Source organism: Buttiauxella sp. AC142, assembly GCF_979253435.1.
In genome coordinates this window covers 2,235,417-2,251,403 of sequence record NZ_CEEDCH010000001.1, presented here as the reverse complement: position 1 = coordinate 2,251,403, position 15,987 = coordinate 2,235,417, and the positions used below count along the sequence as shown (strand labels likewise).

15 protein-coding genes are annotated in these 15,987 nt (G+C 50.1%); 5 read left to right on the top strand and 10 right to left on the bottom strand.

From position 1 onward, the window contains the following. Positions 1 to 27: 27 nt before the first annotated feature. Together pyrF and yciH are read left to right on the top strand one after the other, a co-directional pair. On the top strand, positions 28 to 765 hold the full coding sequence (gene pyrF, locus AC0IWZ_RS10340) for an orotidine-5'-phosphate decarboxylase (RefSeq protein ID WP_410372880.1): 738 nt from the start codon (positions 28 to 30) through the stop codon (positions 763 to 765). Then, entirely contained in the window at positions 765 to 1,091 is a 327-nt protein-coding gene (gene yciH, locus AC0IWZ_RS10335; RefSeq protein WP_034495657.1) for a stress response translation initiation inhibitor YciH, read from the top strand. Before pyrF ends, yciH begins: the two co-directional genes overlap by 1 nt. A gap of 133 nt (positions 1,092 to 1,224) precedes the next feature. Here the strand turns inward: yciH and osmB are convergent, their stop codons facing one another. From osmB to AC0IWZ_RS10315, 4 genes are all read right to left on the bottom strand, one after another. After that, positions 1,225 to 1,443: an osmotically-inducible lipoprotein OsmB gene (gene osmB, locus AC0IWZ_RS10330; protein ID WP_034495655.1), complete on the bottom strand. Its 219-nt coding sequence runs from the start codon at positions 1,441 to 1,443 to the stop codon at positions 1,225 to 1,227. A gap of 266 nt (positions 1,444 to 1,709) precedes the next feature. Continuing rightward, positions 1,710 to 2,468, bottom strand: coding sequence for a DNA-binding transcriptional regulator YciT (gene yciT, locus AC0IWZ_RS10325; protein WP_034495654.1), 759 nt, complete (start codon positions 2,466 to 2,468; stop codon positions 1,710 to 1,712). A gap of 42 nt (positions 2,469 to 2,510) precedes the next feature. Beyond that, the gene (locus AC0IWZ_RS10320; protein ID WP_471677393.1) at positions 2,511 to 4,943 is read right to left on the bottom strand and encodes a formate C-acetyltransferase/glycerol dehydratase family glycyl radical enzyme; all 2,433 of its coding nucleotides are present in this window, start codon (positions 4,941 to 4,943) and stop codon (positions 2,511 to 2,513) included. Positions 4,944 to 4,947: 4 nt separating this feature from the next. Next, entirely contained in the window at positions 4,948 to 5,847 is a 900-nt protein-coding gene (locus AC0IWZ_RS10315; RefSeq protein ID WP_471677394.1) for a glycyl-radical enzyme activating protein, read from the bottom strand. Positions 5,848 to 5,979: 132 nt separating this feature from the next. On the opposite strand from AC0IWZ_RS10315, the gene fsa reads away from it, so the two are divergent. Then, entirely contained in the window at positions 5,980 to 6,642 is a 663-nt protein-coding gene (gene fsa / locus AC0IWZ_RS10310; RefSeq protein ID WP_172894079.1) for a fructose-6-phosphate aldolase, read from the top strand. A 48-nt stretch (positions 6,643 to 6,690) separates the two neighbouring features. Here the strand turns inward: fsa and yciZ are convergent, their stop codons facing one another. Next, a complete protein-coding gene (gene yciZ / locus AC0IWZ_RS10305; protein WP_471677395.1) occupies positions 6,691 to 6,873 on the bottom strand; it encodes a protein YciZ/DeoL in 183 nt (60 codons plus the stop codon). 219 nt (positions 6,874 to 7,092) lie between these two features. Here yciZ and AC0IWZ_RS10300 point away from each other — a divergent pair, with 219 nt between their 5' ends. After that, positions 7,093 to 7,962, top strand: coding sequence for a crotonase/enoyl-CoA hydratase family protein (locus AC0IWZ_RS10300; RefSeq protein WP_034495646.1), 870 nt, complete (start codon positions 7,093 to 7,095; stop codon positions 7,960 to 7,962). A gap of 108 nt (positions 7,963 to 8,070) precedes the next feature. Here the strand turns inward: AC0IWZ_RS10300 and AC0IWZ_RS10295 are convergent, their stop codons facing one another. After that, complete coding sequence (locus AC0IWZ_RS10295; RefSeq protein WP_034495644.1) at positions 8,071 to 8,970, bottom strand: LysR family transcriptional regulator; 900 nt, start codon at positions 8,968 to 8,970, stop codon at positions 8,071 to 8,073. A gap of 87 nt (positions 8,971 to 9,057) precedes the next feature. On the opposite strand from AC0IWZ_RS10295, the gene AC0IWZ_RS10290 reads away from it, so the two are divergent. Next, a complete protein-coding gene (locus AC0IWZ_RS10290; protein WP_034495641.1) occupies positions 9,058 to 9,432 on the top strand; it encodes a carboxymuconolactone decarboxylase family protein in 375 nt (124 codons plus the stop codon). Between the two features lie 24 nt (positions 9,433 to 9,456). Here AC0IWZ_RS10290 and pdeR read toward each other — a convergent pair whose 3' ends face one another. The 4 genes from pdeR to fabI form a co-directional block, all read right to left on the bottom strand. Continuing rightward, on the bottom strand, positions 9,457 to 11,448 hold the full coding sequence (gene pdeR / locus AC0IWZ_RS10285) for a cyclic di-GMP phosphodiesterase (protein WP_471677396.1): 1,992 nt from the start codon (positions 11,446 to 11,448) through the stop codon (positions 9,457 to 9,459). Between the two features lie 298 nt (positions 11,449 to 11,746). Beyond that, positions 11,747 to 13,681: an exoribonuclease II gene (locus tag AC0IWZ_RS10280; protein ID WP_471677397.1), complete on the bottom strand. Its 1,935-nt coding sequence runs from the start codon at positions 13,679 to 13,681 to the stop codon at positions 11,747 to 11,749. Positions 13,682 to 13,776: 95 nt separating this feature from the next. After that, positions 13,777 to 14,940, bottom strand: a complete 1,164-nt coding sequence (locus tag AC0IWZ_RS10275) for a CMD domain-containing protein (protein WP_471677398.1) — start codon at positions 14,938 to 14,940, stop codon at positions 13,777 to 13,779. Between the two features lie 190 nt (positions 14,941 to 15,130). After that, positions 15,131 to 15,922: an enoyl-ACP reductase FabI gene (gene fabI / locus AC0IWZ_RS10270; RefSeq protein WP_034495629.1), complete on the bottom strand. Its 792-nt coding sequence runs from the start codon at positions 15,920 to 15,922 to the stop codon at positions 15,131 to 15,133. Between the last annotated feature and the right edge of the window lie 65 nt (positions 15,923 to 15,987).

Sequence of the window (15,987 nt, the reverse complement as noted above, 5' to 3'; positions counted from 1 at the left end):
GGTGCCCAACAGTCAGAAGGTTTAGCCATGAATTCAACTGCATCCTCCTCCTCCCGTGTTGCCACCGACTCCCCAATTGTTGTTGCACTTGATTACGATAATCGCGATAAAGCCTTAGCTTTCATTGACCGTATCGATCCGCGCGATTGTCGTCTGAAAGTCGGCAAAGAGATGTTCACTCTGTTTGGGCCGCAACTGGTGCGTGATATCCAGCAGCGTGGTTTCGACGTCTTTCTCGATTTGAAATTTCACGATATCCCGAACACAACGGCTCACGCGGTTGCGGCAGCGGCAGATCTTGGCGTGTGGATGGTGAATGTTCATGCAAGCGGCGGGGCGCGCATGATGAGTGCTGCGCGAGAAGCATTGCAGTCCTTTGGCAAAGATGCACCACTTCTAATTGCTGTGACCGTTCTGACCAGCATGGAAGCAAGCGATCTGGCGGATCTCGGCATTACCTCGACGCCTGCGGAATATGCTGAGCGTCTGGCACGCTTAACACAGAATTGCGGATTAGATGGCGTGGTTTGTTCTGCACATGAAGCTGCGCGTTTCAAAAGTGAGCTGGGGCAGGCATTTAAACTGATTACTCCGGGTATTCGTCCGGCTGGAAGTGACGCAGGCGATCAGCGCCGCATCATGACGCCACAGCAGGCGCAAAGTGTAGGTGTCGATTTTATGGTAATTGGACGCCCGATCACCCAATCTGCAAATCCAGCTCAGACGCTGCATGATATCCGTCAGTCTTTGAAGCAGGGGGCATGATGAAAGACGATAACAGCCGTTTAGTTTACTCCACAGAAACAGGCCGCATTGACGAACCTAAGGCGGCACCGGTTCGTGAAAAAGGCGATGGGGTTGTACGCATTCAGCGCCAGACTTCAGGTCGTAAAGGCAAGGGAGTATGTCTTATCACCGGAATTGATGCTGATGATGCTACGCTCACTCTGCTAGCCGCAGAACTTAAGAAAAAGTGCGGTTGTGGTGGCTCTTTAAAAGATGGCGTTATTGAAATTCAGGGCGATAAACGTGACCTGATTAAATCGCTGTTGGAAGCTAAAGGCATGAAAGTAAAATTAGCAGGCGGTTGATTTAGTTGCTGAAAATAATCAGGCCACGGTAAATATACCGTGGCCTTTTATTATGACTGCTGAAAGTCAGACCTGAATATCAAAGCTATTTATAATAAATTAAAAGCGTTTGCGCTTTCACAGGCAACAGGCTTTATTTACCCACCTGATGGCCGATAATACCACCCACTGCGGCACCACCTAATGTACCCAGTGCGCTACCGTCAGTTAAGACAGCACCACCCACGGCACCAGCACCAGCACCAATCGCGGTGTTACGGTCACGTTTGGACCAGTTAGAGCAGGCGCTAAGGGACATTGCAACGGTCAAGGCCAGCACAACGGCAGCAATTTTTTTGTTATTTAAGGTCATATTACTTTCTCCTGAATTATTGATTCACGGAAATAAGTTTCTCTAAAAGTATAGTGGTTCTCAGGCAACTGATAGAAAGTCTCCGCGAAACTGCATGACGATATAAGACCTAAAAGATAACGCCAGTGATTATCACTTCCTGTTATATCGCTAATAAACATTCTAATTTCTACAGTAAATAACAACAGGTAAATAATCTTAAAGGGTGCGCAGGATAATTCTGATAAGAGAACTGCCCGCAACCGATGCAGGCAGTCTTAATGACATTATTCGAGGGGGAATTGTTTAACGATATTGACCTGTACGCCGCTGTCCTGAATCTGCTGCGTAGCGTTTTCGCTAAGACCATCATCGGTAATCACCCGGTTGATGCGTGAAATGGGGCCTAGCGTGTAGGGATGCATAGCTCCAAACTTACTACTGTCTGTCAGAACAATGGTTTCGCTGCCTTTTTCCAGAACCGTATTCACCACATCAGCACGCATCATATCGCGGCTGGTAAACCCGGTTTCCGGCAAGAATCCATCGATGCCGATAAACGCCTTACTAAAGTGCACTTGCTGAATAAACTGGCGCGTCAGCGGTCCAACCATGCTTTCGCTTTTCTTCTGGTAGATTCCGCCCAGCAAAACAACTTCACAGTCAGTATCTTTCAAAAGATGGGCGATGTAGCTACTCACGGTAATCAGCGTAATCTTTTTCTGCTCGGCTAAAGCGCGTGCCAGAAGGGCGTTACAGCTACCGTTTTCGATAAAAATGGTTTCACCGTCATTAACCAGTGTCGCCGCAAAATCCGCAAGTTGACGTTTCAGCGAATAATTGTTCATCATCCGCGTTTCGACATCTTCGCTATCCAGCGGTACGGCATAACCGTGAGCACGGCGCAGATAGTTTTTTTTCTCCAGCAGATTAAGATCCTGGCGAATAGTCACTTCTGAGACACCGGTTGTTTTAGCGAGTGAGGCCACACTCATGCGGCCTTGATCGATAACCATTTGTAAGATTATTTGTTGTCTGGAGTTCATGTCAGCCAATTATGGGCGGTGCTTAATGCACCGCCGGGATTATCAAAGTGTATGTTCAGTACGGGCTATAATATCATCCTGAGCGTCTGGAGATAAGGCAGTAAAGAAAGCAGAGTAACCTGCTACACGTACGACCAGATCACGATATTTGTCAGGATGTTGTTTGGCATCTAACAGGGTTTCGCGGGAAACAATGTTGTATTGCACATGCCAGCCTTTATGCGCCTCGAAGAAAGTACGCAGCATAAACATCAACTTCTCGCGGTCACGCGGGTTATCCAGGGTTGCTGGGTTCAGTTTTTGATTCAGTAAAACGCCCCCCAGAATTTTGCTGGTTGGCAGTTTGCCGACAGAGCTGATTACCGCGGTTGGCCCCAGACGGTCGGTACCTGACGCTGGGCTTGCGCCTTCTGCCAGCGGGGTTGTCGCTTTACGACCATCCGGTGTTGCCATGGTTGCGGCACCAAACGGCACGTTAGCAGAAATTGAAGATGTCCCAGCATAGTAAGTCCCGCCGATAGGGCCGCGGCCAAAGCGAGTGTTGTGATACTGCTTCAGTTCATCAATGTACGTCTGATATGCGCGAGCCAGCAGCAAATCGACTTCATCTTCATCGTTACCATATTTTGGCGCGCCGTTAATCAAACGCTGCCGTAACTGCTCACCGGTCAAACCGTCAAAGTCATTAGCCAGCGCTTCGGCTAACTGCTGCTGTCCAATAGTACCTTGTTCAAACACCAGTTTCTTGACTGCGGCGAGGCTGTTACCGAGGTTGGCGATACCAACTTGCAGACCTGAAACCCAGTCATATTTAGCGCCGCCTTGCTTGATGCTTTTACCGCGCTCGATGCAATCATCCACCAGAGCGGAGCACAGAATATCGTGGGCGTTCTCTTCAAGAACCGTATCAACGACACATTCTATCTCGATAGATTTCTGCGTGTAGTAACGAATCTGCGTATCCCAGGCATCCATAACCTGTTCAAACTGGGTGAAATTGCCTGCGGAAAGGGCATGTTCTTGTGGCAGGAAGATTTTACCGCTGGTTGCGTCACGGCCATGTTCCATCGCCGCCAACATCACCCTGGCAAAATTAATGAAGCTCATGCCGGTGCAACGATAACCCCATTTGCCTCCCACTGCTGTTTCGATACAACCGATGGCTGCGTAGTCGTAGGCATCTTCGCGAGCAACACCGAGTTTGATGAATTCCTCAATGACGATTTCATCATTATTAAATGCTGGCATCCCGAAGCCGCAGCGAATGACCTGAACACAGGCGTCCAGGAAGTCATTGCTCATGCCCGCATGGTAGCGCACGCTCAAGTTCGGTTGTGTGGAGCGTAACTGTCCGCAAGATTCCAGAATGGCGTAAGAGAGTGGGTTCACCGCATCTACAGCCTCACCATTCACCAGGTTTTGTCCACCAATGGTCACGTTCTGGTAAAGCGGGCTACCGGCCGAGGCTTTAGAGTGCGAACCAGAACGAATCTTGTTCACCTCAAGCAACTTTAACCAGCAGCTTTGCAATAGCTCGATGGCCTGCTCGCGACCCAGGGTTTGCTCAAGTTCAACATCACGGCGATACCACGGATACAAGAACTGGTCGAGGCGGCCAAATGACACGGAGTGGCCGTTAGATTCAATCTGCAAGACTAATTGCACGAAGTAGCTCAACTGCAATGCCTGCCAGAAAGAGGCCGGTTTTTGATGCGCGATAAGCTCGCAGTTCTCAGCAATCGCCAGCAATTCATCACGGCGTGCCTCGCGTTGTTCAGTGCCTGCCATTTCTTTAGCCAGGGCAGCGAAACGCATAATGTGGTCACTTAATGCCACAAAAGTAATATCAATCGCTTTCAGGAACTGCTCTTTGTGCAAATCTTCCCAGTCGGTCAGATGCAGGCGCGAACGACGCTCGGCGACTTTGGCTCGCAATCCGTCAATGCCTAGTTCCAGTAAGAGCGGGAAGTTAACTGCCAGATGCGCATCACCCGAAGTCATATTACCTTCAGCTTTGATAATGCCGCTGGCGAGTAACTCTTTCTGCTCGTCGGTAAACATGCCGTAGCAACGATCTTGGACGGTCTGGCCACGCCACCACGGGCAAATCTCATGCATTACTGCTTTATCGGCATCCGAAATAGAGAAGCCAGCGCCTGGGCGGTCGCCTAATTCATCAATCTCAGTTTCAATCCAGCCCACGGTATATTCCGGGAAGAACGGTGCACCACGAACGTGACTGGCCTGGTTACCAACAATCAGCTCATCGTGCTTAATCCAGATGGTGCGTTCGGCCAGATGATGGGCGAGGGCAAGAGCGCGACGCACCGGCAACGGTTTGTCCTGGTGCTGCTGGTAAATCGCGGTGTAATGCTGCGCGCGCTCGGTACAGACCGGCGGCTTCACAATGTGAATCAAGGCTTCTTTATGGTCTTTGATGCGTTGGCTTAAGGTGTTCAGGTTCAGTTGTCTCATCAGTCTATCCTCTTATCCAGGCGGTCATCCCTTTTTGGCTTGCGTACTGCTGGGCAAATTCCAGCAGTTCCGGCGCATCAAGAGGTTGCTGCGCGGCCAGATAAGGGAGATTCAGGAGTTTATATTTGTTGATACCTAAGGTGTGGTAAGGCAAAAAATGAATCGCTTTCACGCCGAGTTCATCGGCGGCAAAATCGCTGATGGCGCGAATAGATTGCTCATCAGCATTAAAATCAGGAATCAGCGGCACACGAATGGTCATCTCCACATTGCGGGCTGCCAGTTTGCGGAAGTTATCCATCACGCGTTCAGCACTGCCATCGGTCCATTGTTTAAAGCGTTTAGCATCGACATGTTTCAGGTCGGCCAGCAACAAATCGAGATGTTCAATGGACGGCTCGATGTATTTCCACGGTACGTGAAGACAAGACTCGACAGCAGTATGGATGCCCGCTTCTTTGCTTCTCTTCAGAAGTTGTTCCGCGATTTCAGGTTGCATAAAAGGTTCGCCACCGGAAAGCGTAATCCCACCGCCGCTGCGGTCATAAAAGGGTTTATCGCGCAGGACTTTTTGCATAATGGCATCAACGCTTTGCGTTTCACCGCATACGCTTAACGCCTGAGTCGGGCAACAATCCGTCAACGTCACCATATCGTCAGCCATTAATTTTTCGCGTGCGATAACCAACGCGTCGTCAATTCGGCTAATCGCATGAGGTGCTGCCTGCGGACAAAGTTCGCAACCGGTGAGGCACAGGCGCTCATCAAACAACACATCATGTTCACGTGCGCGGCTTTCAGGGTTCTGGCACCAGCGGCAACCTAATGAGCAGCCTTTCAGGAACACCACGGTGCGGATTCCGGGACCATCATGCGTTGAGTAACGTTGGATATTAAATAGCATATTCCTGCCCTTAATCTTCTTTCGTAAATTAGATTACTTTCGAATGAAAGTTTTATTGATTTTGATCAGATAAAGAACAGACAGTGACGCTATGATGTCGGCAATGAGATAGATGACCAGTCTGGAGAGCTTATGGAACTGTATTTAGACACTGCTGATGTAGCCGCAGTTAAACGCCTGGCGCGTGTTTTGCCTTTGCAAGGTGTCACCACAAACCCGTCCATTGTTGCAAAAGCGGGTATTTCGCTATGGGAAGTGCTGCCTGCGTTGCAGGAGGCATTAGGCGGCGACGGTAAACTGTTTGCACAGGTTATTGCCGCACAGGCTGATGAAATGGTGAAAGAGGCCGAGTTGTTGGTTAAGCGCGTGCCGGGCCTTGTTGTCAAAGTTCCGACCACGATAGAAGGCCTGGCGGCCATGAAACAATTGAAGGTTCTGGGGATCCCAACGCTGGGTACGGCGGTTTATGGTGCCGCTCAAGGATTATTAGCCGCGCTGGCGGGCGCTGAATATGTTGCGCCATATGTGAATCGTCTTGATGCGCAGGGCGGGGATGGCATTCAAATGGTGCAGGATTTACAGCAATTGCTGACGTTACACGCGCCGCAATCTAAAGTGCTTGCCGCCAGTTTCCGCACACCACATCAGGCGATGTCATGCCTGTTGGCCGGTTGCGAAGCCATTACGTTACCGATTGATGTGACTGAACAGCTGTTAACCACGCCAGCCGTGAATGCCGCCATCGCGACTTTCGAAAAAGACTGGCAGGGCGCATTCGGTTCACTGAGTTTGTAAATTGAAGTGATCGTTTAAAAGCAGCGCCGGTTCATACCGGCGTTAGACTCAAATCTCCCAGGGTGACTTTTTCAAGTCGCTTTCTTTTTCTTCTTCGCCGTGCGCAATAGCGATTAATTCCGCTTTTAAAATTTCCAGATTATTAATGGCGGAAGCATGATCGCCACCCACCAGAATATCCAGCACAGTATCAATGCGTTTTGCGAGTTGCAGAGGGTCCACTGTAGGCATTGTGCATCCTGTAATTATTGGAAAAGTGTTGCCATCATAATGCAAAAAATGGCGCTAAAAGAGAAGGCGCAGACGCGCTTTTTTAGCCTTACTCATCAATCAATTATCGAACAATATATAAGTAATAATTATTAAATTCCCCCACACATTCATACATAAGCGGTAGTGGATTAGTCTGATCCTGCGTGTAACGCGCTTTCATAACATGAGGATAAGATAATGACAGTGATTAACCAACCGACTTGCAAATTGTTCACGGATACTTCTCGATTCACGCAATTGTCAGGATATTACGAAGCTGAACGCCGCACCGTGTGGATGATGCTCGGTGCACAGCCACGCCCTTGCTTTAATCACAAGCTGATTGAAGAAATTATGAACCTGCGTTACCTGGTTCAACAGGAGGGATTTGTCGTTGATTTTTGGGTGACGGGCTCACTGGTTCAGGGGATGTATAACACAGGCGGCGATTTAGGATTCTTTGTTGAATCCATTCAACAAGGCCAGCGTGAGGCACTGCGTGCTTATGCGCGGGCTTGCGTCGATTGCGTTCATGCGGCTTCTCGCGGTTTCGATAGCGGTGCAATTAGCCTGGCTATGGTTGAAGGCAGTGCATTAGGCGGCGGTTTTGAAGCAGCACTCGCGCACCATTTTATTCTGGCGCAACGAGATGCTCGCCTCGGCTTCCCTGAAATTGCCTTTAATCTGTTCCCCGGAATGGGCGCTTATTCGCTGGTTGCACGTCGTTCAGGTATGAAACTGGCAGAAGAGCTGATTTATAAAGGGGAGTCACACACCGCCGAATGGTACGAGCAATTTGGTTTGGTGGATCAGCTTTTCGAACCCGGCCAGGGTTATCTCGCGACCCGGACGTTTATTGATACCCTGCAACCCAAACTGAACGGTGTGCGCGCTATGCTGCGTGCCCGTCAGCGTGTTTTGCAGTTGCCGCGAGCGGAATTAATGGATATCACCGAGGACTGGGTTGATGCTGCTTTTTGCCTTGAACCGAAGGACATTGCGTATATGGAAAGATTGGTACAACTGCAAAATCGTCACAGTGCGACGACGTTGCGCAAAGCCAGCTAACCGCGCCACTTACGCTCTAATATGGCCGCGGGCAATGGTTTAGTTAACTTCTGACTTAGCCATCTGTTGACGCCATTCTCGCAAAGAAGGCGTCTTCTTTCACTCAACCTATTGTTTCCGTGCCCGAACCAGCTCAAGGAAAAAGAGCAACGCAGGGGACAGGTTTTCCTTCGACCATGCGACAGCAATTCCCATCGACAAACGCTTCGTGTCTTCCTTCAACTTGCGAAAAACCACGCCTTGCCGTTTGATGCACTGCAAAGAGGATGGAACCAAAGCGATGCCTTTGCCTTCGGCAATTAGCCCCAGCATGATGTGGTGATCTGGCGGCTCTGCAATCGCGTTTAGCTTAAAATTGATGCTTTGGAAAAACGTCTGACAATGATCATAAAAGCCGGGATTCATGCGCCGCTCAAACCAAAACATCGGCTCTTCGCGCAGGTCATCAAAAGAAATACTGCGTCTGGCGGCAAGCTTATGACCCGCAGGTAAAGCCACAACGAGGGGATCGTCGATAATTTTCTCAACCGCCAGATCCTGCGTTTCGGTATGCAAACCCACAAACGCTACATCCATTGTGCCGTTCTTCACTTCGCGAACCAGATTAACTGAATAATTTCCTTTTGAGAGAATTTGCCAGTCTGCAAAACGCTGCTGCATCTCTTTTGTCACATCAGGGATTGCGCTTCGTTCGAACACGGTGGTGTAGCCAATGATAAATTTACCGGCATCAGTGCTCCGTTTCGATCTGGCGACAGCAATGGCTTTTTCCGCCTGAAGTAGCGTCTTTTTAACCTCGGGTAAAAATGCCGTGCCGGCCTCAGTAAGCGTTACGCCACTCTTATGGCGATTAAACAACTGAACACCGAGCTGCTCTTCGAGCTGATGAATCTGCCTGCTTAACGGTGGCTGCGAAATATGCAGACGCAATGCGGCGCGGCTGAAGTTGAGCTCTTCACATACCGCGAGAAAGTAACGAAACTGGCGTAAATCTATAGATTCATTCATACCAAAAAGGTATCACAAAAAGGGTATTGGATGCATAGCCCGGCAGAATTTACAGTGCGTTCATCACACAACGTTAAGGAATGAAAAATGGAAAATGAACGCTATTTACGTGGGCTTGCGAAATTAAAAGAAGTGGACGGTCACGCCGGGGAACACGTCATCAACAGCCTGAGCGACATTGCGCCAGATTTTGCCCGCCTGCTGATTGAATTTCCTTTTGGCGATATCTATTCAAGGCCGGGGCTGGATTTAAAGTCCCGTGAAATTGCGGTGGTTGCCGCACTTACCGCACTGGGTAACGCCACGCCACAACTCAAAGTGCATATCGAAGGTGCGCTTAATGTCGGCTGTACAGAGCAGGAAGTCATTGAAGTGATCATGCAGATGGCAGTTTACGCGGGGTTTCCTTGCGCACTGAATGGGATATTTGCTGCTAAAGAGGTCTTTGCAAAAAGGAAATAGCCAGGCTTGCCTGGCTAGATCAAACTATCGCGCTGTTCTGGCGAGATATCGCTTTAACCAACGCTCGAATACGGCAGCGGGCATCGGTTTAGCAAATAAATAACCCTGCCGTTCGTTGACGCCATTCTTAGTCAGAAAGGCGTCTTCTTTTTGGTTTTCAACACCTTCAGCAATCACCTGTAAATTCAGTGCCTGCGCAACGGCAACGATGGCTCGCACCAGTGATTGCGATACTGATTGTTTGTGAATGTCGCGAACAAAACTTTGGTCGAGTTTAATCGCATCTATTGGAAAGCGCGCAAGCTGAGACAGTGAAGAATAACCGGTTCCAAAATCATCCAGATGTACCTGCGCACCCAAACGGCTGAATTGCTGGATAACGGAAAGGGCGAGTTCTTCATTTTCAATCAGACAGCTTTCGGTCAGTTCCACATCAATCGGGCAGTACTCAAAGTTGAGATCTTTCAGCGCTTGCTTGAGGTCGCTGAAGATAGTTTGATCGGCTAACTGGCGTGCAGAAACGTTCACCGCAACGCGCAAATTAATGCCTTTATCGCGCCATTTCGCCACTTGCTGAACCACACTCAACATCACCCAACGGCCAAGCGGGACAATCAAACCCGATTCTTCGGCGTAAGAGATAAAATCCAGCGGCGGAATTAACCCGCGCTCTGGTGATTGCCAGCGCACCAGCGCTTCCAGACTTCGGACTTCACCACGCCAGGTCATTTTCGGCTGATAATGAATCACCAGTTGGTCGTTCTCCAGCGCTTTGCGCAGGTTGGTATCGAGCCACAAATATTCAAAAACGCGCTGGTTCATCTCGGGCGAGAACACGCAGAATTTACCGCGGCCGCCTTCTTTGGCGGTGTACATCGCGGTATCGGCATTCCGGATAACACTTTCTCTATCTTCACCATGCTGTGGTGCCAGCGAAATCCCTAATGAACAACCGGTGTAAACCTCAATCAGCCCAATGCGGAATGGCTGTTTCAGGCGAGTCAGAATACGAGACGACATGGCTTCAAGTGCCGCCTGAGAAGTATCCGTTGCCAGAACGATAAACTCATCGCCACCGAGGCGCGCCAGAATCTGCCCTTCATCAAGGCAACTGAGAATGGCCAGCGACACCGCCTGTAACAGCTGATCGCCGAACATGTGCCCGTAGGCGTCATTCACTTTTTTAAAGTTATCGAGATCAAGATAAACAATGCCCACTTGAGTATCAGCGTGATTCTCAATGGCAGCAGTGATTAAATCGTTGATGGCATTGCGATTGGGGAGGCCAGTGATGGTATCGGTATTCGCCAGAACACGCAGTCGCTCCTGAGCGCGGCGTTCTTCGGTAATGTCAGTACCCGAGCAAATCAGATAGATTTCGTTTTTGCCGCTGCCACTGTGGACGAATTTATTGCGAAACAAAAACAGGCGCTGGCCTTTACGGGTTTTTACCCAACGCTCGACCTCATAAGAATTCCCGTTACGGAAGAAGCCGCTGATATTTCGTTTTGAAGCGGCAGCCTCGCTGCGGCTCATAAAAAGTTTAAAGACGTTTTGGCCAATGACTTCTTGTTCTTTCAGTCCGGTATATTCTTCGCTCAAGCGATTAAAACGCTGAATATTCCCCAGGCGGTCAAGAATCACGATGACTGAATTTGCCTCGGAAACGACCTGCTCGGCAAAGGAGAGTCCCTGAACCAAATCGCGCGCGACAGAAGGGGTGTCATTCCAGGCGGATGCCGTGCCAGCCCACTCTTTCTTCGAGACTTTGCGCCCCACCAAATGCACAGAAACCTCACTGCCGAACAGTGAAATAGAGAGCGTGACGCTGGAGGTGATAACCGTCATCTGGCGGATTTGGTCTGCCTGCTCTGGCTCAAGAGCGACGACCTGGCTGACGTCTGAACTTTCGCTTGCTGCTAATTGCAACGCATTGCTATCGTTCGGCAAACGCCAGTATGGGCTGGTTGTCCCTAAATAACGGTAGAGCAGATTCTGCTCCAAATCGTCTTTCATGCTCTCTCCTGAACGGGGCCGACATAGCGTGCCAGTCTCTTATTTATATTAGCAATATAAAACCGATCTTAAAGTGACAACCGTGAGTAAAAGACATTGTTTTTGCAGAAGATGTGAGAAATCTGAATCTTCGCCTTTAGATTGGTGACTTTCCGTGAGTTAAAACCGGAAAAAAGGAGTCATAACGCTAATCATTTCCCAGTTGTGATTATTAACTGTAAATCAGTAACCGTGAAAGAAATCAAAAAAAAGCCGAACATAAAGTTCAGCTTTTTAACGATGGTTCACAAACTTGATATCAGGCAGCGGGGCGAGCTATCACGCTGCGGGTTTCCATACGAACTTCCGCGATGGTGACATCAATCACGTCAGTGACTTTGTAAGCCACTTCGCCCTTGATTTGCACAGTGCCTAATTCCTGGCTGCACACCATTTCATCACGCACTGAGTGAATAAACGGGGCAGGGATAAAGGCAACCGCACCGTTATCAATCAGGCGAACACGCATTCCGCCACGGCTGACATCAATAATCTCTGCGGCAAATTTGGTATCCGTTCCCGCTTTATCTTGCAGGAAACGAGCATACAGCCAGTCGCCAACATCACGTTCAGCCATGCGGTTCAGACGGCGGCGTTCCGCCATTTGTACCGTAATTTCATCTTGCGGACGTGATGCCGTTTCACCTTTGATAATCGCTTTTAGCAGGCGATGGTTAATCATATCGCCGTATTTACGAATCGGTGAAGTCCAGGTGGCGTAAGCTTCAAGACCCAAACCGTAATGCGGACCCGGCTCGGTGCTGATTTCAGCAAACGACTGATAACGACGAATACGGCTATCAAGGAATCCGGTTGGCTGTGCATCGAGTTCACGGCGCAGTTTGCAGAAACCGTTAAGCGTCAGCACTTCTTGCGCGTTAACTTCAAGGCCATGACCTTGCAGCATCGTGGCAAGTTGTTCGATGTTTGCCGGGTCAAAACCGGTGTGGACGTTATAAACGCCGAAACCAAGCTTTTCACGCAGCACGATGGCCGCACAGACGTTTGCCGCAATCATTGATTCTTCTACGATGCGGTTAGCGATACGACGTGGCTCGGAAACGATATCCAGCACTTCGCCTTTCTCGCCTAATACAAAGCGGTAATCTGGGCGGTCTTTAAACACCAACGCGTGAGTGCGGCGCCAGTCAGCACGGCTCAGGCAAACACGCTCGAGCAGGCGAATTTGTTTAGCTATGGCTTCAGATGGTGGCTGCCAGTCGCCTTTTTCTTCTAACCAGTCGGACACATCGTCATATGCCAGTTTGGCTTTTGATTCGATGGTGGCGACGAAGAAGTTAATCTCGCTCTCGATGCTACCGTCCTGCGCGATAACCATGCGGCACGCCACAACAGGGCGCGTGACATTAGGGCGCAGCGAACATAAATCGTCCGACAATTCGCGTGGCAGCATCGGGATGTTGAAGCCCGGCAAGTAGTTTGTGAAGGCGCGAACTTTCGCGATATCGTCAAGCTTGCTGCCTTCTTCAATCCAGGCGGTTGGATCGGCAATCGCGACGGTCAGTTGCAGTTTGCCGTCGGCAAGTTCTTCAACAAACAGCGCATCATCCATATCTTCGGTGCTAGCGCTATCAATGGTGACAAAATCCAGGGCGGTTAAATCTTCACGCACCAGGCCTTCGTCGAGCATTTCAGTCGCTACGCCATTAGGCGCTTCACGCTCAAGATTGTGGCGTGACAGTGTCACCCACCATGGTGCAAGGTGATCGTCACCGGAAGTGATGAATTGAGTCAAATCAGCATAGAAACCGCGATCCCCTTTCAACGGATGGCGCTTCATCTCTGCGACGGCCCAGTCACCATTCTGGAAATCATGGGTGACGTTACGGTCAGCTCGACACTGAATCGCATCGCGCAGCAATGGGTGGTCCGGAACAATTGTCAGACGGTCGTCTTTACGTTGCACACGGCCAACAAACCGGCTGAGGAACGGTTCGATAAGCTCTTCTGGCTCAGCGATTTCGCGGTCCTTTTCGGTATGAATCACCGCGCTCACGCGGTCACCGTGCATCACTTTTTTCATCTGCGGTGGCGGAATAAAGTAACTTTTCTGGGAATCCACTTCGAGGAAGCCAAAGCCTTTTTCCGTGCCTTTAACCACGCCTTCAACGCGTGGAGTTTGGGAATGCAGTTGCTGTTTAAGCTGCGCGAGCAGCGGATTATCCTGGAACATGTTTTTTAGTTTTCGTGGCCAAAAGAGCGGCTGACAGTTTTACGCGAAACCACCCTTTGCGGCAAGCGCTGTTTGCCGCAAAAGCACGTGTTAGCTCATGCTGAACTGGCATTACCCAGCCCGATTTTTAGCCGATTCAACCAGCCGTATAGCCCTGAACTGACAAGTAATTTTACAATGTCATGCTCATTAAAACCCTGCTCGTACAAGGGTTGAAGCTGGGCGGCGCTAAAGCTGCCAGGCGATCGCGTTAACACACGCACTGCCTGGATGATTGCCCGTTCACGCGGGTGGTTATGGCACCACGCCTGTAACGCTCTTTCACCATTGCGCATGGTTTCTGGCAGATGACTTTCACCACGCCAGGCAAGTGCAAAATCTGTAAAGCAACTCACGCTGCCATTAATGCGTGCGGTCAACAGCCCAACCAGAATCGTATCGTCATTAGCCTGAGCTGTCGGCAGGCAAAATAATCGGGTCAACTGGCTCAATGCGTGAAGCGCTGACACATCGTTTGCCAACAATCCGCTTAAGTCTCGCAACGCTTGCTGAGGTTCACTGAAATTGATTGCCTCTAATTGTTGGCTATTGGCATAGCGCTGTTCTACCGCAGGCAAAGCGGGCTGCCAGGATTTATCACCTTCGAGGAATAACTCTGCACTGGCGTCCTGTTGCATATCAAGACCCGGCAACCAGCGTACAGGAAGCCCCTGGAGCGCCTGAAACACAGCAATCACGCGAGCCTGAAAACCGATAAAGCCAATCAGTTGATTAAACGTAACGATGTCATTTATTGAGAGCGCGACTTCATCGAGCTGCTGGCGCGAATTGTCATCAATTAACGTAGGCTGACTGGCCAGTTGGCGAGCGTACTGCGTGATCTGCGTCAGGCGACGATTGCTCTCGCGGGAGGAGTCAGGACCCGGTTGCGGGGCAAGGCGGGCGGCATAGTGGTTACACAGACGCTGAACGCCGTAAACCTGGGCGACAGTCAGAGCTGTACTCAGACGGTCATAGCAACTTAGCGTGTTCAAGCGCGTAACAGGGGTGCTTTCCGGCAGCAAACATTCAGCGGCATTGCGCGCGACGCAAAGCCAGTCTGCTTCAGTCGTACGTTGCTCAATACTGAGCGCCAGGTCGAGCAAAAAGCGGTCCTGAATGAATGCGGCCTCAGGAACTAACGGTAATACGGCGTCGCTGCGGCTGGATTGAGTTTCATGATACCAGTGGCCTTTGCCAGAGATTCGGCGTTGTTCCATGGTCGTTCCTTGGTCAAAGAGTTTACAAGCCCGGGTAAAACACCTGACGGCCTGGTTAGCTGCTTTATCCTGGCGTAACCACGGAACACGACAAAAGAATGATAGGAGATAACAAATATCAGAAAAGAATAACTGCCAGAGAGGGAAAAGAAGAACAGGGCGGACGAACGCCGCCCCGTTGCGAACGGAATTAGTCTTTCAGTTCCAGTTCGTTCATTGCAGCGATGCTGAAGCCGCCGTCAACGTGCAGGACTTCACCGGAAACACCGGCAGACAGATCAGAGCACAGGAATGCTGCTGAGTTGCCTACATCTTCAATGGTCACGGTACGACGAATCGGCGTTACCGCTTCGCAATGTGACAGCATTTTACGGAAATCTTTAATGCCAGATGCCGCCAGAGTACGGATTGGACCCGCAGAAATTGCGTTCACACGCACGCCTTCTGGACCCATCGCGTTCGCCATATAGCGCACGTTAGCTTCCAGAGACGCTTTAGCCAGACCCATAACGTTGTAGTTAGGGATAGCACGCTCAGCGCCCAGGTAAGACAGAGTCAGCAGTGCAGAACCAGGGTTCAGCATTTCACGGCAAACTTTAGCCATTGCTACAAAGCTGTAGGAGCTGATGTCGTGAGCAATTTTGAAGCCTTCGCGGGTAACTGCATTCACGTAGTCGCCATCTAACTGATCGCCTGGTGCGAAGCCAATTGAGTGAACGAAACCGTCAAACTTCGGCCAGCTTTTCGCAAGCTCAGCAAACATCGCGTCGATGCTTGCATCTTCTGCCACGTCGCACGGCAGAACCAGGCTTGAACCCAGGTCCGCAGCAAAACCTTCCACACGGCCTTTCAGTTTTTCATTCTGGTAAGTGAAAGCCAATTCAGCACCTTCGCGGTGCATAGCCTGTGCGATACCGTAGGCAATGGAGAGTTTACTGGCGACGCCAGTGATCAGAATGCGTTTACCGGTAAGAAAACCCATAGCTTTGAATCCTTATAGTTTCTGCTAATTTTATGACTTAACAATCACAAGCTTACGATTGATTC